This is a genomic window from Flavobacterium sp. UBA6195 (genome assembly GCF_002422095.1).
Taxonomy (GTDB): domain Bacteria; phylum Bacteroidota; class Bacteroidia; order Flavobacteriales; family Flavobacteriaceae; genus Flavobacterium.
This window is the reverse complement of record NZ_DITB01000077.1, coordinates 1-20,163: the sequence shown is the minus strand read 5'-3', so window position 1 is coordinate 20,163 and position 20,163 is coordinate 1. Positions and strand designations below refer to the sequence as shown.

Annotated in this window: 19 protein-coding genes; 11 read left to right on the top strand and 8 right to left on the bottom strand. The window is 34.1% G+C overall.

Features of this window, described 5'->3' with window-relative positions; translation table 11 throughout:
* Nucleotides 1–7 precede the first annotated feature (7 nt).
* Nucleotides 8–409 carry a methylmalonyl-CoA epimerase gene (mce, locus tag B4I81_RS06820; RefSeq protein WP_291109031.1) on the bottom strand — a complete coding sequence of 134 codons (402 nt, stop codon included), beginning with the start codon at nucleotides 407–409 and terminating at the stop codon, nucleotides 8–10.
* 114 nt (nucleotides 410–523) lie between these two features.
* Here mce and rbfA point away from each other — a divergent pair, with 114 nt between their 5' ends.
* The 3 genes from rbfA to B4I81_RS06805 are packed head-to-tail and all read left to right on the top strand — an operon-like array spanning nucleotide 524 to nucleotide 2,904.
* Nucleotides 524–916 (top strand): 30S ribosome-binding factor RbfA, encoded by a 393-nt coding sequence (rbfA, locus tag B4I81_RS06815; protein WP_291109029.1) that lies wholly within the window; start codon nucleotides 524–526, stop codon nucleotides 914–916.
* Between the two features lies 1 nt (nucleotide 917).
* On the top strand, nucleotides 918–2,117 hold the full coding sequence (locus B4I81_RS06810) for an ABC transporter permease (RefSeq protein WP_291109027.1): 1,200 nt from the start codon (nucleotides 918–920) through the stop codon (nucleotides 2,115–2,117).
* A gap of 34 nt (nucleotides 2,118–2,151) precedes the next feature.
* Complete coding sequence (locus tag B4I81_RS06805) at nucleotides 2,152–2,904, top strand: UDP-2,3-diacylglucosamine diphosphatase (RefSeq protein WP_291109025.1); 753 nt, start codon at nucleotides 2,152–2,154, stop codon at nucleotides 2,902–2,904.
* On the opposite strand, the gene B4I81_RS06800 is transcribed toward B4I81_RS06805, so the two are convergent.
* From B4I81_RS06800 to B4I81_RS06775, 6 genes are all read right to left on the bottom strand, one after another.
* Entirely contained in the window at nucleotides 2,901–4,157 is a 1,257-nt protein-coding gene (locus B4I81_RS06800) for an MFS transporter (RefSeq protein ID WP_291109023.1), read from the bottom strand. The two genes, B4I81_RS06805 and B4I81_RS06800, sit on opposite strands and share 4 nt — an antisense overlap.
* Nucleotides 4,150–5,850 carry a single-stranded-DNA-specific exonuclease RecJ gene (gene recJ, locus B4I81_RS06795; RefSeq protein ID WP_291109021.1) on the bottom strand — a complete coding sequence of 567 codons (1,701 nt, stop codon included), beginning with the start codon at nucleotides 5,848–5,850 and terminating at the stop codon, nucleotides 4,150–4,152. Before recJ ends, B4I81_RS06800 begins: the two co-directional genes overlap by 8 nt.
* 149 nt (nucleotides 5,851–5,999) lie before the next feature.
* Nucleotides 6,000–6,425: an OsmC family protein gene (locus B4I81_RS06790; protein WP_291109019.1), complete on the bottom strand. Its 426-nt coding sequence runs from the start codon at nucleotides 6,423–6,425 to the stop codon at nucleotides 6,000–6,002.
* Between the two features lie 28 nt (nucleotides 6,426–6,453).
* Entirely contained in the window at nucleotides 6,454–7,338 is an 885-nt protein-coding gene (locus tag B4I81_RS06785; RefSeq protein ID WP_291109017.1) for a restriction endonuclease, read from the bottom strand.
* Nucleotides 7,339–7,389: 51 nt separating this feature from the next.
* The gene (gene rsmI, locus B4I81_RS06780; RefSeq protein ID WP_291109015.1) at nucleotides 7,390–8,061 is read right to left on the bottom strand and encodes a 16S rRNA (cytidine(1402)-2'-O)-methyltransferase; all 672 of its coding nucleotides are present in this window, start codon (nucleotides 8,059–8,061) and stop codon (nucleotides 7,390–7,392) included.
* A 275-nt stretch (nucleotides 8,062–8,336) separates the two neighbouring features.
* Nucleotides 8,337–9,299: a hypothetical protein gene (locus B4I81_RS06775; RefSeq protein ID WP_291109013.1), complete on the bottom strand. Its 963-nt coding sequence runs from the start codon at nucleotides 9,297–9,299 to the stop codon at nucleotides 8,337–8,339.
* A 101-nt stretch (nucleotides 9,300–9,400) separates the two neighbouring features.
* Between B4I81_RS06775 and B4I81_RS06770 the strand changes: the two genes are divergently transcribed.
* From B4I81_RS06770 to B4I81_RS06735, 8 genes are all read left to right on the top strand, one after another.
* On the top strand, nucleotides 9,401–10,033 hold the full coding sequence (locus tag B4I81_RS06770) for a thymidine kinase (RefSeq protein WP_291109011.1): 633 nt from the start codon (nucleotides 9,401–9,403) through the stop codon (nucleotides 10,031–10,033).
* Nucleotide 10,034: 1 nt separating this feature from the next.
* A complete protein-coding gene (locus tag B4I81_RS06765; protein ID WP_291109009.1) occupies nucleotides 10,035–12,479 on the top strand; it encodes a bifunctional UDP-N-acetylmuramoyl-tripeptide:D-alanyl-D-alanine ligase/alanine racemase in 2,445 nt (814 codons plus the stop codon).
* A gap of 68 nt (nucleotides 12,480–12,547) precedes the next feature.
* A complete protein-coding gene (mscL, locus tag B4I81_RS06760) occupies nucleotides 12,548–12,925 on the top strand; it encodes a large conductance mechanosensitive channel protein MscL (protein ID WP_291109007.1) in 378 nt (125 codons plus the stop codon).
* A 157-nt stretch (nucleotides 12,926–13,082) separates the two neighbouring features.
* Nucleotides 13,083–14,072 (top strand): aspartate-semialdehyde dehydrogenase, encoded by a 990-nt coding sequence (locus B4I81_RS06755; protein ID WP_291109005.1) that lies wholly within the window; start codon nucleotides 13,083–13,085, stop codon nucleotides 14,070–14,072.
* 195 nt (nucleotides 14,073–14,267) lie between these two features.
* Complete coding sequence (locus B4I81_RS06750; protein WP_291109004.1) at nucleotides 14,268–14,579, top strand: hypothetical protein; 312 nt, start codon at nucleotides 14,268–14,270, stop codon at nucleotides 14,577–14,579.
* Nucleotides 14,580–14,680: 101 nt separating this feature from the next.
* On the top strand, nucleotides 14,681–16,882 hold the full coding sequence (locus tag B4I81_RS06745; protein ID WP_291109002.1) for a TonB-dependent receptor: 2,202 nt from the start codon (nucleotides 14,681–14,683) through the stop codon (nucleotides 16,880–16,882).
* Between the two features lie 55 nt (nucleotides 16,883–16,937).
* Complete coding sequence (locus tag B4I81_RS06740) at nucleotides 16,938–19,040, top strand: prolyl oligopeptidase family serine peptidase (RefSeq protein WP_291109000.1); 2,103 nt, start codon at nucleotides 16,938–16,940, stop codon at nucleotides 19,038–19,040.
* A gap of 78 nt (nucleotides 19,041–19,118) precedes the next feature.
* A complete protein-coding gene (locus tag B4I81_RS06735; protein WP_291108998.1) occupies nucleotides 19,119–19,571 on the top strand; it encodes a hypothetical protein in 453 nt (150 codons plus the stop codon).
* Between the two features lie 50 nt (nucleotides 19,572–19,621).
* On the opposite strand, the gene B4I81_RS06730 is transcribed toward B4I81_RS06735, so the two are convergent.
* Nucleotides 19,622–20,116, bottom strand: a complete 495-nt coding sequence (locus tag B4I81_RS06730; RefSeq protein WP_291108996.1) for a hypothetical protein — start codon at nucleotides 20,114–20,116, stop codon at nucleotides 19,622–19,624.
* Between the last annotated feature and the right edge of the window lie 47 nt (nucleotides 20,117–20,163).

Genomic DNA, 20,163 nt, shown 5'->3' with positions numbered 1-20,163 from the left:
TACAACTTTATTTAATTTCTTGACATAGTTCTATCAAAACACCATTTGTCCCCTTTGGATGAAGAAACGCAACCAATTTATTGTCAGCACCTTTCTTTGGAATTTCATTCAAAACAACAAAACCCTCTTGTTTAAGACGTGACATTTCTTCTGTAATATTTTCGACATCGAAAGCAATGTGATGAATCCCCTCTCCCTTTTTTTCTAAAAACTTAGCAATTGGGCTATCGGAATTTGTTGCTTCTAACAATTCTATCTTATTTGGCCCATTCATAAAAAAAGAAGTTTTTACACCCTCACTTACCACTTCCTCTTCTTTATAAGGTGGATTGCCAAATAATTTCTCGAAAAGCAAATTTGATTCCTTTAAACTTTTTACCGCAATACCTATATGTTCAATTTTTCTCATTAATATTTAACTTTGTTTTAAGCAAAGTTAATAAAAATTCTTACTGAGGCTAAACAATATCTTTATGAAGAGTTAAAGAAATTTTGCTTGATTATTTTTTTGTATTTTTGCATCATGGAAACAAATAGACAAAAAAAAATAGGAGCGCTTTTACAAAATGATTTAGTATCAATTTTACAAGGTGAAATCCGTAAAAATAACATCAATAATTTAGTAATTTCGGTTTCAAAAGTGAATGTAACCTCAGATTTGTCCATTGCAAAAATACATTTGAGTATTTTCCCAACAGAAAAAGCTCCCGAAATTTTAGCTGCTATTAAAAGTAACTCTCCGCTTATCAAACACGATTTAGCACAACGTGTAAAAAATCAATTACGTAAAGTTCCTAGTTTAATTTTCTATATTGACGATAGTTTAGATTATATTGAAAAAATCGACAAGGCTTTGTCTGGAGAAGAAAACCCTATTGAAAACAGAGATTTATTAGAGAAAAGAAAGAAATCATAAATTGAAACTTTCCTTCTACATAGCTAAGCGTTATGCTATAAGTTTTAGTAAAAACAAAGCAATTAATATCATAACCGGTATTGCTTCAGTAGGCATCATTGCAAGCACTATGGCCTTATTTGTCTTTTTATCTGTTTTTAGTGGATTGAAAGAATTTAGTTTAAACTTTGCAAATGTTTCTGATCCTGATTTACGAGTAGAAACTAATTCAGGCAAAACTTTTTCTGTAAATCATAAACAAGAAGAATTATTACATAAAAGCAAATACATTGCTTCTTTTTCCAAAATAATTGAAGAACGTGTTTACTTTATGTACGACAACAAAGAGTTAGTAGCACATATTAAAGGTGTTGATAATCAGTTTGTAAAAGTAACAGATTTCAATAAGCATTTATATGCAGGAGAATGGTTTGAAAATAATTCTGAAAATGTAGTTATTGGTGCTGATATAAGCAGAAAATTAGGTTTAGGTTTATTTGACTATAATAACGCATTAGAAGCCTACGTTCCAAAACCTGGAAAAGGAGATATTGAAAATCCAAGCGAAGCTTTTAATAAAACTTTACTATTCCCCTCGGGCATTTACTCTATCAATGAAGAATTAGATGGTAAATTTGTTTTTTGTTCTATTGGACTAGCCCAACATTTTTTGACTATGAAAAATAACGAGATCACAAATCTTGAAATAAAGTTAAAACCTAATGCAGACGAAAATAAAGCCAGAGAAGAACTTAACTCTATTTTTGGTAATTCTATAAAAATAAAAAACAGAACTCAGCTAAACGATTCACTTTACAAGATGCTTCAATCTGAAAATCTGTTCATTTATTTATTTAGCACGTTAGTTGTAATTCTAACATTATTTTGTTTAGCTGGAGCTATCGTAATGATTATAATTGATAAAAGAGAAAATCTTAAAACCTTATACAACTTAGGGCTAACTCAGACTTCAATCCGTTCCATTTTTTTTACACAAGGAATTCTCATCACCATATTTGGATTAATATTAGGGTTATCATTAGCAATTGCTATAATTTTACTTCAGCAACACTTTGCTTTTATTATGATTACACCTAGCATGCCTTATCCTGTTCTTTTTGAATGGCAAAACATCTTAATTGTTATTATGACAATAGCTATTTTAGGTATAATATCTTCTTGGATTGCCTCTGGAACGGTGAATAAAAAAATTCTTTCGTAATTTTTATGTATTTTTGTTAAAACTATTCGAAAAATTGAAAGCAACAAGAAAAATCTACTTCGCCTCCGATCAACACTTTGGCGCTCCAACACCAGAATTAAGTTTTCCAAGAGAACAAAAATTCATCCAATGGTTAGATGTAGTTAAGCAAGATGCAGATGCTATCTTTTTACTTGGCGATTTATTCGATTTTTGGTTTGAATACAAAACCGTTGTCCCAAAAGGATTCGTTAGAGTTTTGGGGAAATTAGCCGAAATTAAAGACTCTGGTATTCCAATTTATTTCTTCGTTGGGAATCACGACTTATGGATGAGTGATTATTTTCAAAAAGAGTTAAACATACCTGTTTATCACGATAATCAAGAATTCACATTTAACGGAAAAACATTCTTAATTGGTCACGGCGATGGAAAAGGACCAGGTGATATGGGTTACAAACGAATGAAAAAAGTCTTCACCAATCCGTTTTCAAAATGGTTATTTCGTTGGTTACATCCTGATATTGGTGTGAAATTAGCCCAATATTTATCGGTGAAAAACAAACTGATTTCAGGCGTAGAAGATGTAAAATATTTAGGAGAAGATAATGAATGGTTGGTTCAATATTGTAAACGAAAGTTAGAAACTAAAGAGTACAATTACTTTGTTTTTGGCCACCGTCATTTACCTTTAGAAATTGAATTAACCGAAAATTCGAAATACATCAACTTAGGCGATTGGATTGGGTATTTCACCTATGGCGTTTTTGATGGCGAAAAAATGGAATTAAAAGAATTTAAAAATTAAATCGTTTCCAAATCTTTTTCGATATCCAATTCTCTGAATTTTGGTGAGGCTACAGCAGTAACTCCCACAATTCCTAAAGTCATCATGCCACCAAAAACAACAGCTGGAACTACTCCCATAATTTTGGAAGCCAATCCACTTTCAAAAGCACCTAATTCATTTGAAGAACCTACGAAAATTGAATTCACAGAAGAAACGCGTCCACGCATGTGATCAGGTGTGTAAATTTGAAGAATGGTTTGCCGAATTACTACTGAAATTCCATCAGTTACTCCACTCAAAAATAAAGCTACTACGGATAACCAAAAGTTAGTCGATAAACCAAAAACAATAATACAAATTCCAAATCCGAAAACAGCTAATAATAACTTTTTACCTGCTTTTTGATGTAACGGAATTGAAGTTGAAATCAACATGGTAATTAATCCACCAATAGCTGGTGCTGCTCTTAAAATTCCAAATCCTTCCGAACCTACTTTTAAAACATCTTGCGCAAAAATCGGTAACAATGCAACGGCTCCACCAAACAAAACCGCAAACATATCTAAAGAAATAGCATTCAAAATAGGTTTTGAACTAAATACAAAAGACAATCCTTCTTTCAAACTTTTGAAAATAGGTTCACCTAATTTTGGATTTAAAATCGGTTTTCTTTCAATTTGTGTCAATACGATTAAAGCCATAATCACACAAAAAACCACAAAAACCAACGACCAAAAAACGCCAACCCAACCAATTGCAAATCCCGCCAAAGCTGGTCCAATTACAGCCGCCACTTGCCAAGTAGAACTACTCCATGTCGCTGCGTTTGGCTGTTCTTTTTTAGGAATAATTAACCCTAATAAACTAAAAACAGACGGAATTAGAAAAGCACGAATGATTCCGCCCACAAAAACTAGAGCGTAAATTCCGTACAAAATGGTATTTTTTGAAAAAGAATCGATAAAATTCGGATGCACTAACAAACACATCAAAGCACTAATTGTTGCTAATCCAGAAAAACATTTGATTAACAAGCCTTTCTTCTCATTCTGATCTACAATATGTCCGGCAAACAACGCCATACTTATGGCTGGAATGATTTCCATCAACCCAATTAACCCCAATGATAGCGGGTCTTTTGTGAGGCGATACACTTCCCACTCAATCAATACAAATTGCATCGACCAAGCCAAAACAATAAACAATCGCATGGCTAAAAACCAGCGAAATTCGGGAATTCGTAAAGATGAAAATGGGTCTTTTTTAGCCATTTGAAGCTTTGATATCACGGAATTGCAATTGCAAAGTTACAGTATCTTTCCATTCATTTTCTTCCAAAGAGAAAATTGCATCAAATTTATTTTTGTTGGTAACCCAATCTAATTTATTACCTAATCCAAAACCAATTGCTCCAAAACTTTCCGAATTTCCTTGTTTTACAAACGCTTTCAAATGTTCGTTATCGGAACCTAAAGTCTTAGCATAGCCTGAATCGGTTACTCCTTTTACTAAGAATAACGGTGTCATATTTTCCGGTCCGAATGGTTCGAATTGTTTCAACAAGCGCATTAGTTTCGGATTGATTTCTGATAATTCAATTTCAGCATCGTATAAAATTTCAGGCGTCAACAAATCGGGGTGAATAGTTTCTTGCACAACTTTTTCGAAGGCATTTTTAAAATTTTCGTAGTTTTCTTCTAAAAGCGTCATTCCTGCAGCATACATGTGGCCACCGAATTGTTCCAAATGTTCCGCACACGCTTCCAACGCATTATACACATCGAAATCTTTTACAGAACGTGCCGAAGCTGCTAATTTTTCACCACTTTTCGTAAAAACGATCGTTGGACGATAGTAATTTTCTACCAATCTTGATGCGACAATTCCGATAACACCTTTGTGCCAATTTTCTTGATATACAACAGTTGAAAATCGGTTTTGTTCGTTATTTTCTTCAATTTGAAGTAAAGCTTCTTTCGTAATTTGTTTGTCTAATTCTTTTCTATCGGAATTATGCTGTTCGATTTCGGAAGCAAATTGTTCGGCTTGGTCTAAATCGTATTCGGTTAATAAAGCAACGGCTTCGTTTCCATGTTTGATTCTTCCTGCGGCATTGATTCTTGGCGCTACGATGAAAACAACATCGGTAATCGTTAGGACTTTTTTCTTTACATTCTGAATCAACGCTTTAATGCCTGGTCTTGGATTCGAATTAATCACTTCTAAACCAAATTTAGCCAACACTCTATTCTCACCCGTAATCGGAACAATATCTGCGGCAATCGCAGTTGCGACCAAATCTAAATATTCGATTAAATCATCAATGGTTTGATTTCGATTTTCGGCTAAAGCTTGAATCAATTTAAATCCAACACCACAACCACACAATTCATCATATGGATACGAACAATCTTCGCGTTTTGGATCTAAAACCGCAACGGCTTCGGGCAAAATATCACCAGGTCGATGATGGTCGCAAATGATAAAATCAATATTTTTTGCTTTGGCGTAATTCACGTGGTCAATTGATTTGATGCCACAATCCAACGCAATAATTAAGGAAATATCGTTGTCTTCGGCATAATCAATTCCCATATAAGAAATGCCGTAACCTTCTGCGTATCTATCGGGAATGTACGTCGCAACATTCGGATAAAAAGTACGTAAATAACTCGAGACTAGGGAAACAGCGGTTGTTCCATCAACATCGTAATCACCGAAAACTAAGATATTTTCGTTGTTAGCAATTGCTTTTTCAATTCGCGCAATAGCTTTGTCCATATCTTTCATCAGATACGGATTGTGCAAATCGGCTAAAGTGGGACGGAAAAACGTTTTGGCTTGTTCGAAGGTTTCGATCCCTCGTTGAACTAAAAGTGTCGCGATGATTTCATCGACTTGAAGTGCTTGCTGAATGGCTTGAACTTTTTCTGGATTTGGCTTAGATTTTGGATTCCAACGCATAGTTTAATTACGAATTAAAAATTATGAATTATTTTATTTTGGCTTATATAATTGAATGACAAAGGTATAAATATTTTTTATTTCAGCCACAGATTGCACTGATTATAAGGATTAAATCCGTGAAAATCTGTAAAATCCGTGGCAAAAAATTATAATTTATGGTAAAAAATCGCCACCTCAACTTTTGCAAATTGACGAAACATTTCCATCACACCACAATATTTTTCTACCGATAAATTCACAGCTTTTTCTAGCTTTTTCTCGTCTAAATTGTTACCGTAAAAATGGTAATCTACTTTTACTGTGTGATACGTTTTTGGATGTTCTTCGGTTAATTCGCCTGAAGTTTCAATTTTGAAATCGGCTACTTCTAACTTCATTTTTTCCATTAAAGAAGCTACATCTAAACCTGTACAACCCGCTAAAGCCGATAACATCAACGCTTTGGGACGCAAGCCTTTTCCTTCTCCTCCATTTTCTGGACCGGCATCAATTGAAATTATGTCGCCACTTGGATTAGTGGACTCAAATTGCATTTTACCTTTCCAGGTGGTAGTTATGTTGTGTGTTTCCATAGTTTTTTTGTTTCAAAAATAAACTTTCTTATTTTTTCATATAAGTTTCAAAGAAATTATAGTCTACTTCATAAACAATTTTAGGTTTAACACCTAATTCAGCTTTTTCAAAAAGTTCAACTAATTTCTTTCCATCTATCAGTTCAATCGGTGGCGCTCCATCTCTTGAAGCTTCTCTTTTTGCGTCTTCAGAAAATGTCCCCGTAGTTAATATAATTCCTTTATCTGCTCTACCAATCATAGCATTTCTAAAATCACCAATCTGAGCTCTCGAAACAGTTCCTTTATATCTTTTACATTGAAATAAAACTTTCATACTTACAAAAGGATTTAATTCTAATGTCCCATATCCATCAATTCCACCATCGTGTGAAGCTTGAGTCACGTGAACATTCTCAAAACCATGTTCTCTTAAAAGTCTTTTACAAACATGTTCAAATCCGATTGGAGAAACACTCTGCAACACTTCCAATAAAGTCGGTGTTATTTCATTATCTAACTCTTCTGGTTCTTCTTGCTCTTGAGTTTGTACAATTTTATCTTTAGACGATTTATCTTTTTTTGCTTTCTGATGGATTTCAACCCATTTTAAAAAAATTGTTCTTGCATCATCTTGGGTTAAAAAAGTCTCTTGTCCTTTTGAAGATAATGTCCAAACACCTTTTTTTGAATTATCAAGTAAACCTTCCCAAACCAAATATTGTCGCGCCCAAGCAACTTGATTATCAAATCTTAAAATACCAGATTTCATAACCTCTTCTCTTTGAGAATCTTTAATTTTTTCAGCTTTTGCAATTTCTTCAACAACTTCTTTTGGTCTGCCTGAACCTCCAAGTTCTCTCAAAGCATTCAAAAGTGGACCGAACCATTTAGTAAATTCTGCTTGAGTTGATTTTTTTCTTTTATCTATCATTTGTTATTTTATGAAATTTGTAACTGCTCACTAAAAACTGAACACTGAACACTATTTTTTTCCCCCCACAACCACAACAATTTCCCCTTTGGCTGGTTTCGCTTCAAAATGTTTCAATACTTCTTCTGCGGTTCCTCTAACGGTTTCTTCGTGTAATTTGGATAATTCTCGGGAAACAGAAACAGGTCTGTCGGCTCCGAAATATTGGACAAATTCGGCTAAGGTTTTGTTTAATTTATGTGGCGATACGTAGAAAATCATGGTGCGATATTCTTCTTGTAACGCTAAAAATCGGGTTTGTCTTCCTTTTTTATCGGGTAAAAAGCCTTCGAATACGAATTTATCATTGGGTAAACCACTATTTACTAAAGCCGGTACAAAAGCAGTTGCGCCTGGCAAACATTCCACGGCAATTCCGTTTTCTACACAAGCGCGCGTAAGCAAAAAACCTGGGTCAGATATTGCTGGAGTTCCCGCATCGCTAATTAAAGCAATGGTTTCGCCTGCTTGTAAACGCTTGACCAAATTTTCAACGGTTTTATGTTCGTTGTGCATGTGGTGGCTGTGCATGTGCGTGGCAATTTCGAAGTGTTTTAGCAATTTCCCGCTGGTGCGTGTGTCTTCTGCTAAAATTAAATCGACTTCTTTTAGTACTTTAATAGCACGAAAAGTCATGTCTTCTAAATTGCCAATTGGCGTTGGAACGATATATAATTTACTCATTTAAAACTATTTATAAACACAAATTTCACGAATTAGCACGAATTAACTATGTAGGCTAAGAAAAACTCAAACAATAAAAAAACCTATGTTTCTATGTGGTTAAACTAAAAACTCGAACTTCAAGAATTAGCACGAATTAACTATGTAGGCTAAACAAAACTCAAACAATAAAAAAACTATGTTTCTATGTGGTTAAATTAAAAACTCGAACTTCAAGAATTAGCACAAATTCACAAAAGAAATCTGTGACTGAAAACTGAGACTGCGACTAAAAACTAACTAAACTTTTTCTCCACAATTTCCATGAAACGCGTTTCGAATTCTTCAGCACCTTCCCAATTGTTATAATCCGGCTTTACGAAATCATCTACGAAAGCTTTTGCTTCTTCAAAACTATCAAACGTATTCAATTGCGAAACGACACGGTTAAAATCATCCGAACTACCTCCAAATAATTTCTTTTCAAATCCAATTCTATCATTTAAGCCAAAAGTAATAGCCTTATTCAATCTATCATTTAACGAACTGATTCTTGGCTCTTGGCTTACTTTTTCAAAAGTTGCTTTTACTTCTTCTTCTAAGACTTTTGAAGTTTCGGCAACAGGTTCAGGTTGAACTTCTTCCTTAACTTCTTCAACTGGCGTTACAGCTTCAAAAACAGTTTCAGTAACTTTTTCAACTTCTGCTGGAACATCTTCCACTTTCACGAAATCCAATTCTTGATAATCATGTACCAATAAATCTTCAAACGAAATTTGTTTCGCTGGTTCTTCTGTTTTTGGTTCCGAAACTTTGGAATCGGCAACTGGTTTTTCCTCTATGATCTCTTCTTCAATTGGTTCTTCTTCCATTGAAGTAATCAATACTTCCTCCTCTTCGTCTTCATCATCTTCCACGATTAACTCCGCCACCACAATTTTTTCTTCTTCCATTGGAGTTGCTGGAGTTTTTTCTTCTGCAACTGGAATCTCAACTTCCTTTTCAGGTACAATTTCTTCCACAACAGGAATTGGTTGTTCAAAAACATCGGCTTGCTTTCCTTCTAATTTTGCTTCTAAAACTTCTTCTGAAATTTCGTCTTTTACCAATTCAAAATTCTCTTCATAAAAGCGTAAAATCGTCAATTGATCGTACAAATTTTTAGCTTCTTGCTGCAATTGAACCGTTTCTGAATGGTTTTTTAACTTTAAAATTCGGTGGGCAATACTGATTAATTCAGCGGTTACTCTTTTCTTCATAACTTTATTGGATGGAATTGAATATATCGATACTTTTTTAATAATTTTGTTTTGATTACAAATGTAACAGAAAATAATTTTTAACGTACGAAAGATACAAAATGTTTCTCGAAAATACCGTAAATCAACAAGAACAATTTGGCTGGATTGAAGTAATTTGTGGCTCCATGTTTTCGGGTAAAACCGAAGAATTAATTCGCCGCTTAAAACGCGCTCAGTTTGCTAAACAAAAAGTAGAAATCTTCAAACCGGCTGTCGATACACGATATGACGACGAAATGGTGGTTTCGCACAACAAAAATGAAATTCGTTCTACACCAGTTCCTGTTGCTGAAAATATTCGAATTTTAGCTCAAGGCTGCGATGTGGTTGGTATTGATGAAGCGCAGTTTTTCGACGAAGAAATTGTTGCCGTTTGTAATGATTTAGCCAATTCTGGAATCCGTGTTATCGTTGCTGGATTGGATATGGATTTTAAAGGAAATCCGTTCGGACCGATGCCTGGACTTATGGCTACAGCCGAATATGTTACCAAAGTGCACGCCGTTTGTACTCGCACTGGAAATTTAGCACATTATAGTTTCAGAAAATCGGATGATAAAAGATTGGTTATGCTTGGCGAAACCGAAGAATACGAACCACTAAGTCGTGCAGCCTATTTTAAAGCCATGCGTGAAAACATGGAAGTCAAAGATGTTGAAATTGTAAACAAGCAAAAAGACGACAATCAATAAATTGAACCTCAACCTAACTCATATTATTTCGTTTTGTAAAGGCGTTTTTCACGGAAATTCGACTGAGTTTACGGCAAGTCATATTTCGATTGACAGCCGTTCGTTACAAAATGGAAGCAACACCTTGTTTTTTGCCATCAAAGGACAAAATCACGATGCGCATTTGTATTTGGAAGAGTTGATTGCAAAAGGCGTTCACTATTTTGTGGTCGAATATATTCCGGAACATGTATACGAAAAAGCAAATTTCATTATCGTTGAAAATTCGTTAAACGCATTACAACAAACTGCGATTGGCTATCGAAAACAATTCGATTTTCCATTTGTGGGAATTACCGGAAGCAACGGAAAAACCATCGTAAAAGAATGGTTGAATTTCTTGTTAAGCCCGAATCATTTGATTGTTCGAAATCCAAAAAGTTATAATTCACAAGTCGGAGTTCCTTTATCAATTTTAGCGATTGAAGGCAATTATGATTTAGGAATTTTTGAAGCTGGAATTTCGTTACCCAATGAAATGTCGAATTTAGAACACATCATTCAACCTAAATATGGCATTTTAACAAATATTGGTTCGGTTCATGACGAAGGTTTTGCCAATCGTGAAGAAAAAATCAAAGAGAAAATTCACCTTTTTGAAAATTGTTCCAATATTTTCTTGGAAAAGAATACTGAAATTGAAGTTTTACTTCCAGAAAATAGTCAAAAACATACTTGGAGTTTTTCTGATGAAAGTGCCAATCTTTTCGTTTCGAAGAAAATTGAAAATGGCAAAACCGAATTAACTTTCAAAAACGCAGCCAGTACTTTTAGTGTAATAATTCCGTTTTCTGATGAAAATTCGATTGAAAATGTAATTACTTGCGTGAATTTCATGCTGTTTTTGGGCGAAGAAATTGCTTTTATCCAAAATCGAGTTGCCGAATTATATCCAGTAGAATTAAGACTTCAAGCCAAAAAAGGCATCAACAATTGTTTGGTCATCGATGATAGTTATTCTGTAGATTATCAATCGTTGAAAATTGCGTTAGATTTCTTAGAACAACAAAAATTACACGATAAAAAAACAATTATATTATCGGATATTTTTTCGAGTGGCGTTGCTGCGGAAACGCTTTACAATCAAGTAAAACAACTGCTTTCGAAAAATAAAATCGAGCGCATTATTACCATTGGCGAAACCATCGGAAAACAATTGAACGATTTACCAAATGTGATTTCGTTTGCCACTACGCAAGAATTTTTACAGCAATTCAACACGCAATCGTTTCAAAACGAAACCATTCTTGTGAAAGGTGCTCGCGGATTTAACTTTCATGAAATTGTAGTTTTGTTGGAAGAGAAAAATCACGAAACTATTTTAGAAATCAATCTCGATGCGATTAGTCATAACCTGAATTTCTATAAATCCAAATTAAAACCAGAAACCAAAATTATGGTGATGGTAAAAGCGTTTGGCTACGGAAATGGTGGTTACGAAATTGCGAAATTGCTCGAACATCATAAAGTCGATTATTTAGGTGTAGCGTTTGCCGATGAAGGCATAGAATTACGAAAAGCCGGAATTACAACTCCAATTATGGTTTTAAATCCCGAAAACAGTAGTTTTAGAGCCATGATTGCTTATAATTTAGAACCCGAAATTTATTCGATTACAGGTTTACAAGCGTTTTTAAAGATTGCGCAACATCAAAATATTTCTCATTATCCAATTCATATTAAATTGGATACGGGCATGCACCGTTTAGGATTTGAACCGCATTTGATTTCCGAATTGTGTTCCTTACTAAAAAACAACAATTTCGTTAAGGTGAAAAGCGTGTTTTCGCATTTAGCGGCGAGTGATGATTTGCAATTTGATGATTTCACGAAATTACAATTTCAACGTTTTGATACGATGTATTCCGAATTAGAAAAAGTATTGCCTTCAAAACCAATTCGTCATATTTTAAACACGTCTGGCATTTTCAATTATGCGGAAAAGCAAATGGAAATGGTGCGTTTAGGAATTGGTTTGTATGGTATTGGAAATTCGGAACAAGAATTGAAAGTGCTGGAAAATGTGAGTACTTTAAAAACAATCATTTCCCAAATAAGAGAAGTTTCACCCGAGGAAAGCATTGGTTATAGTCGAAGATTTCGAGTAACACAAAAAATGAAAGTCGCTACGATTCCAATTGGTTATGCTGATGGAATAAGAAGAGCTTGGGGCAACGAAAAAGGTTTTGTTACTATCAACAACCAAAAAGCGACCATTTTAGGTTCTATTTGTATGGATATGATGATGGTTGATGTTACGAACATTTCCTGTAAAACCGGAGATGAAGTCATTGTTTTTGGCAAAAACCCGAAAGTAACGGAGATGGCAAATGTTATTGGAACGATTCCTTATGAAATTCTGACTGGGATTTCACAACGCGTGAAGCGAATTTTCTTCAAAAATTAACATTTTATTTTAAATTTTGTATATTCGTAAGTATAAAAACATAAATTAACCCTAAAAATTTAAGACCTATGGGAATGATTTCAGAATTTAAAGATTTTATTGCAAAAGGTAATGCAATGGATTTGGCAGTTGGAGTAATTATTGGAAGTGCTTTTGGAGCTATCGTTAGCTCATTAGTATCTGATGTAATAACTCCTGCATTATTAAACCCAGCATTAAAAGCAGCTCAAGTAGAAGATTTAGCCGGATTAAAAACAGATGGCGGAATTTTATATGGTAAATTTTTAGCAGCTGTAATTAGCTTCTTAGTAATTGCTTTTGTTATTTTCTTAATGGTTAAAGCAATTAACAGCATGAAGAAAAAAGAAGAAGCAGCTCCAGCGGCTCCAGCAGGCCCAACACAAGAGCAATTGTTAGCTGAAATTAGAGACTTATTAAAAAAATAGTCGATACCGCTACATTATATATGCTAAACTAAACCCCGATTCGTCGGGGTATTTTTTTAGAAACTTGTTACAATTCAAAACTTTTGTTATAATTTCATCAATATTTGCTAAGTCATTTGAATATTCTATATTTTTGCATCATAAAATAACACACACAATGAGAGTAGCCGTAGTTGGCGCTACCGGAATGGTAGGCGAAATAATGCTTCAAGTATTAGCAGAACGTAATTTCCCTGTAACGGAGTTAATTCCAGTTGCTTCTGAAAAATCAGTAGGAAAAGAAATCGAATGGAAAGGTAACACCTATAAAGTAGTAGGTTTACAAACCGCTGTAGATATGAAACCTGAGATTGCTTTGTTTTCGGCAGGTGGAGAAACTTCTTTAGAGTGGGCTCCAAAATTTGCCGCTGCAGGAACAACAGTAATCGATAATTCTTCTGCTTGGCGTATGGATGCTACAAAAAAATTAGTAGTTCCAGAAATCAATGCTTCGGTTTTAACTAAGGAAGACAAAATTATTGCGAATCCAAACTGTTCTACGATTCAAATGGTAATGGCTTTAGCGCCTTTACATACCAAATATGATATCAAACGTATTGTTGTTTCAACTTATCAATCCATTACTGGAACTGGAGTTAAAGCCGTGCGTCAATTAGAAAACGAATATGCAGGAATTCAAGATGAAATGGCGTATAAATATCCAATTCATAGAAATGCAATTCCTCAATGTGATAGTTTTGAAGCAAACGGTTACACCAAAGAAGAAATGAAATTGGTGCGCGAAACGCAAAAAATCTTAAACGACAAAACTATTGCGGTTACTGCAACTGCGATTCGTATTCCAGTCGTTGGCGGACACAGTGAAGCGGTAAACGTTCAGTTTGAGAATGATTTTGATGTAAACGAAGTGCGTCAAATTTTACACAACACGCCAGGTGTAACAGTTCAAGATAATTTAGATACGTTTACTTATCCAATGCCAATTTACGCACAAGGAAAAGATGATGTTTTTGTTGGTAGAATTAGAAGAGATGAAAGCCAACCGAACACCATCAACATGTGGATTGTTGCCGATAACTTAAGAAAAGGAGCAGCAACAAACACAATTCAAATTGCGGAATATTTGGTTGAAAATAATTTAGTATAATTTTAGCCACAGATTAACACGGATTTAATCCTTTTGAATCCTTTAATCCGTGGCAAAAAAAATAACCACGAACTAGCGAAATAAGTCATCAAAACTTAAAAAATCGTTAATTCGTGGTTTGTTTTTTGGCTTTGTCCTAAAAGCAGTATATTTGTGATGGTGAAAAAGAAATTATTACATATGAATTTGTTTTTGATGCTTGCAGTATTATTTGCTGTAAGTTATCAATCTATTCACACTTTTTCGCACGACCATCATGTAAAATCGGAATGTTGTGACGATTCGCATCATTTGACTTTTAAAACTTCAGAAAAAACGTTTACCGAAAGTGATGACTGTCCGATTTGTGATTTCAAATTTGCGGCCTTCCTTTTACCAGAAGTTTTCCAATTTGATTTTATTCCTTCGTTTTACGAAATTCCATATCAATTCAATAGTAATGAATCTTGCATTACGAATGAAGGAAATTCTTTTCATCTTCGCGGTCCGCCTGTTTTTATTGCTTAAATAATTTCGCTTTGTTTTCTAAACAAGGCTTCTTCTGCTGTATATCAAAATGATTTACAACACTTTGCTGTATTATTTATCAAATAAAAACAAATTAAAAAATGAAATATCTTTTCAATACACTACTGCTATTGTCATCGATAGTAGGCTTTTCTCAATTTAAAATTAGCGGTTATGTTACAGATACCAACAACCAAAAATTATCTGGCGTTATCGTTCATATCGAAGAAAATAATTCGGAAACCACAACCGACGAAAACGGATTTTATCAATTTTCATCGTTACCAAAAGGAACAAATAGAGTTATTTTTCATTTATCGGGTTACGAAACCAAGAGTGAAATCGTTACGAATAATGGCACCGAAATTAAATTAAATGTAATTCTATCCGAAAAAGAACAACATTTAGATGAAGTCATTATTTCTACTTTATACAACAAAATACAATCGCAAAATGTGATGAAAGTGGAGCACGCATCAGTAAAAACATTAAAAGAAAATGGCGCAACTTCGCTTATTGATGGAATTGCAACCATTCCTGGAGTTTCTCAGATTTCAACAGGAAATTCGATTGGAAAACCTGTAATTCGTGGTTTGAGCGGGAATCGTGTCTTGGTGTATTCGCAAGGTGTTCGTATGGAAAATCAGCAATTTGGCGAAGAACACGGATTAGGATTAAATGCAGCTGGAATTGAAAGTGTCGAAGTTATTAAAGGACCAGCTTCGTTGTTGTATGGTTCGGATGCTTTGGGTGGCGTTGTGTATTTTAATCCGGAGAAATATGCTTCTTTTCAACAAAAATCCGCTGATTTTGAACAAAAATATTTTACTAATACACAAGGAACTTCAACAACTTTCGGGTTTAAAGCATCGCCATCGAATTTTAAGTTTTTGGTTAGAGGAAATTACACATCGAATGCCGATTACAAAGTTCCGAGTAGTGACAGAATCATCAATACACGTTTTATTGAGAAAGATTTTAAATCGGGAATTGGGTATTCAAACTCTAAATTTTCAACCGATTTTAGATACAATTACAACAACTTAAACTTGGGTTTACCTGAAGAAGGTTTAGAAAATTCAGGATTCAGAAATCCGCTATATCCAAAACAAGAAGTCGATAATCATGTATTGAGTTTAAATCAAAAAGTGTATTTCAAAAATTCAAAATTAGAAGGTGATTTTGGTTACTCATTAAACGACCGAAAAGAATTAGAAGCGCCCAATGAAATTGCATTATCTATGAAATTGAAAACCGCGAGTTACAATGTGAAATATTATCTTCCAAAAATGAGTCGTTGGGAAAGCATCATTGGAATTCAAGGAATTGACCAAACCAACACCAATTTCGGGGAAGAATTATTAATTCCAGATGCAAATGTGAAAGATTTTGGTGCTTTTGCTACAACCAATTACACTTGGAACTCGAACATTCTACAAGCGGGAATTCGTTATGACAACAGGAGAATCAACACTTCCACTCACGGAATTGAAGGCGAAGAAGGTTATTTTAAAGCCATTGATAAACACTTCAACAGTTTCAACGCTTCTATAGGTTACAAAACCAATTTATCAAGTTATATTTCAACCCGAATTAATATTGCTTCTGGATTTAGAGCTCCGAATTTATCCGAATTAACTTCAAATGGCGTTCACGAAGGAAGTAATCGTTATGAAATTGGAAATTCTGAATTAAAAAACGAACAAAATTTTCAAGTGGATTTGAATTTGGAATACAAAAGCGAACACTTTGAATGGTTCATAAACGGATTTTACAATCACGTAAACAATTACATTTACATTACGCCAACAGGTGCCGAAATTGACGGAAATGACGTGTACAATTATGTGCAAAACAACGCCTATTTATTTGGTGGAGAAGCAGGAATTCACTTTCATCCACATCCGTATGATTGGTTACATTTTACCAGTAGTTTTGAAAGTGTTACAGGAAAACAAAACGACAATTATTTACCATTAATCCCAGCGAATCAATGGAAAAACAACATTCGTATGGAATTTGAATCGTTTAAATATTTCAAAAACGCTTATCTATCCTATTTCTTCAATTATACTTTCAAACAAAACAATATCAACGAATTTGAGACTAGAACGCCAGACTACTTGTTGATTAATTTTGCTGTTGGCGGAAAAGTAACATTGGGTAAAACCGCTTTTAATGTAAATTTAAACGCTAATAATCTTTTAGACAAAATGTATACGAATCACTTATCTAGATTAAAAACAGACGGAATTAACAATATGGGACGAAATATAATTCTGAGTTTAAATTTTGATTTATAATTAACAACTCTTTACAATTCATTTGAATATCTTTGTTTTAATCAACTAACCCAATATGAAAAGAACAATAACAGTATCCGCTATTGTTTGTACACTTGTTATGAACGCACAAACAAAAATCAATTATCCTGAAACAAAAAGAATTGACCATGTTGACACTTATTTTGGTGAACAAATTAACGATTATTATCGTTGGTTAGAAGACGACAGAAGTACTGAAACAGAAGCTTGGGTAAAAGCACAAAATGTGGTAACCTATGGTTATTTAGAACAAATTCCATATAGAAATCAGCTTAAATCTAGAATGGAACAATTGTGGAATTACGAAAAAATTTCGGCTCCATTCAAAGAAGGTGATTATACATATTACTACAAAAACAACGGACTTCAAAATCAATCGGTTTTGTACCGAAAAGATAAAGTCGGTAAAGAAGAAATCTTTTTAGATCCAAATACCTTTTCAAAAGATGGAACAACTTCGTTAGGCGGAATTAACTTTTCAAAAGACGGAAGCTTAGTTGCTTATGCTATTTCAGAAGGCGGAAGCGATTGGAGAAAAGTGATTGTAATGGAAGCTAAAACTAAGAAAATCATCGGCGATACAATTGTGGATGTGAAATTCAGTGGCGTTTCTTGGTACAAAAATGAAGGTTTCTATTATTCAAGCTATGACAAACCCGTTGGAAGCGAATTATCAGCAAAAACCGACCAACACAAATTGTATTATCACAAATTAAATACTTCGCAAAAAACTGATAAATTAATTTTTGGTGGCGATGTAAAAAGAAGATATGTTGGTGGTTATGTTTCGGAAGATGAGAAATATTTGTTTATTTCTGCTGCGAATTCTACTTCTGGAAATGAATTATATTACTTGGATTTATCAATACCTGATGCTAAAATCGTAACGCTAATTGACAATTACGAAAACGACAATGATGTTTTAGATAACAAAGGGTCAAAAGTTTATTTGGTAACGAATTACAAAGCACCAAACAAACGCGTGGTGACTTTTGATTTATCAAATCCGGAAAAAGAAAACTGGAAAGATTGTATTCCAGAAACTGAGAATGTGTTGTCGCCAAACACAGGAAGCGGTTATATTTTTGCAAGTTATATGAAAGATGCAGTGTCTTTCATTAAACAATACGATTATAACGGAAAATTAGTTCGTGATATTCAATTACCAGGCGTGGGAACTGCTGGAGGTTTTGGTGGAAAAGAAAAGGAAACAACTTTATATTTTTCGTTTACAAATTATGTAACCCCAGGAACTACATATGCTTTTGATCCAAAAACAGGAAAATCAGAAGTATATCAAAAACCTAAAGTAGATTTTAATTCAGCAGATTACGAATCAAAACAAGTGTTTTATACTTCAAAAGATGGCACAAAAGTTCCAATGATTATCACTTATAAAAAAGGAACAAAATTAAACAGAAAAAACCCAACAGTACTTTATGGCTACGGTGGATTTAATGTTAGTTTGACCCCATCATTTAGTATTGCAAACGCGGTTTGGTTAGAAAACGGAGGCGTTTACGCTGTTGCGAATTTACGCGGAGGTGGAGAATACGGTAAAAAATGGCACGATGCCGGAACACAATTGAAAAAGCAAAACGTTTTTGATGATTTCATTGCGGCAGCTGAATATCTAATCAAAGAAAAATATACTTCATCTGATTATTTAGCGATTAAAGGTGGTTCAAACGGAGGTTTATTAGTTGGTGCGGTAATGACACAACGACCTGATTTAGTAAAAGTAGCGTTACCAGCAGTGGGAGTTTTAGATATGTTGCGTTACCATACTTTTACCGCAGGAGCAGGTTGGGCTTACGATTATGGAACATCGGAACAAAGCAAAGAAATGTTTGAATATATCAAAGGTTATTCGCCAGTTCATAATGTAAAAGCGGGTACAAAATATCCAGCAACTATGGTGACTACTGGCGATCATGATGACCGTGTTGTTCCAGCACACAGTTTCAAATTTGCTGCAGAATTGCAAGCGAAACAAGCGGGAGATAACCCCGTTTTAATTCGAATTGATGTAAATGCGGGTCACGGAGCTGGAAAATCGGTTGCGGCTACTATTCAAGAAAATGTGGACATGCAAGTATTTACACTTTACAATATGGGTGTTAAAGAATTAAAATAGAAAAGTTAAAAAACTGATAAAAGAGCCTTCGGGCTCTTTTTTTATGCAATAAAACTTCAAAAAACGGGTTTTTTATTTATGAGAATTCTAGTTTTTATATCCATTATTATTGCTTCTGTCGGATTACAAAGTTGTAATTCAACCGTAAAAAGTGTGTACCGTGATGACTTTAGAAGTGCATCGGAAGCCGAAATTAAGAATATTCAAAAAGAAGTTGGCGCAACAAATTCTAACAAAAGTATTCTGATACTAACGCAAACTTATAAAGGAGAAAAAATCATCATTTCGCAAAACCGAAAGGCGATTTTTTCTGAATATCCGATTACTAATTTAAAAAGTAGAATTGCGAATTATTTGAGTGTAAACAGAAATTTTGATGTTCATATAAAAGATATCAGCACCAAAAAAGAGGTCGTAATTCCATCTAAAAAAATTGCAAAGCACAAATATATTTACATAATGAAAAAAGTAACTAAAGGAAAGTTTCAATATATCATTAGTTTTAGTAATATACTTCGGCCCTTAAAATAAAAATCAGTAAACTTAAATTAAGTTTACTGATTTTTATTTACTTAATTAAATTACTGTTTAGGTAAAGGTGCGCCAACAGCTATGTCGCAACGGTGTCCCTCTTGACCATGAGGAGGGTTCATACCAGGAAGAGTAGTTACACCTTCAATAGTTGTTGAACCATTACCAGAATTAATTTTCATTACAGGTTTTTCCTCTGCTTTTTGACTAACAACTTGTGTGGTTACTTGTGGTTGCTTTTGATTTACTGATTTTGAATTTAAAGGAGCTCCTACCGGAATTTCACAACGATGACCTGGTTGCCCATGTGGTGGATTCATTCCTGGCGCTGTTTGTGTTTGCGTTTGTGTGGTTTGTTGCGTTTGTTGTTGTATGGGTTGCACTTGCTGTCCTTGATTGCCAACTCGCTGTTTTAACCAAGCTTCCCCTGAAAAAGGTTGCACAGTTTTTTGGGATTCTTCCACAGGTTTTACTTCCTCGTCTTTTTTACAAGAGATAAAAAATAGTGAACTAATAACACCAAATAAAAATATATTCTTTTTCATTATTTTCAATTTTTATGTTTTCAAATCATTAATGTCCGATAAAAAAT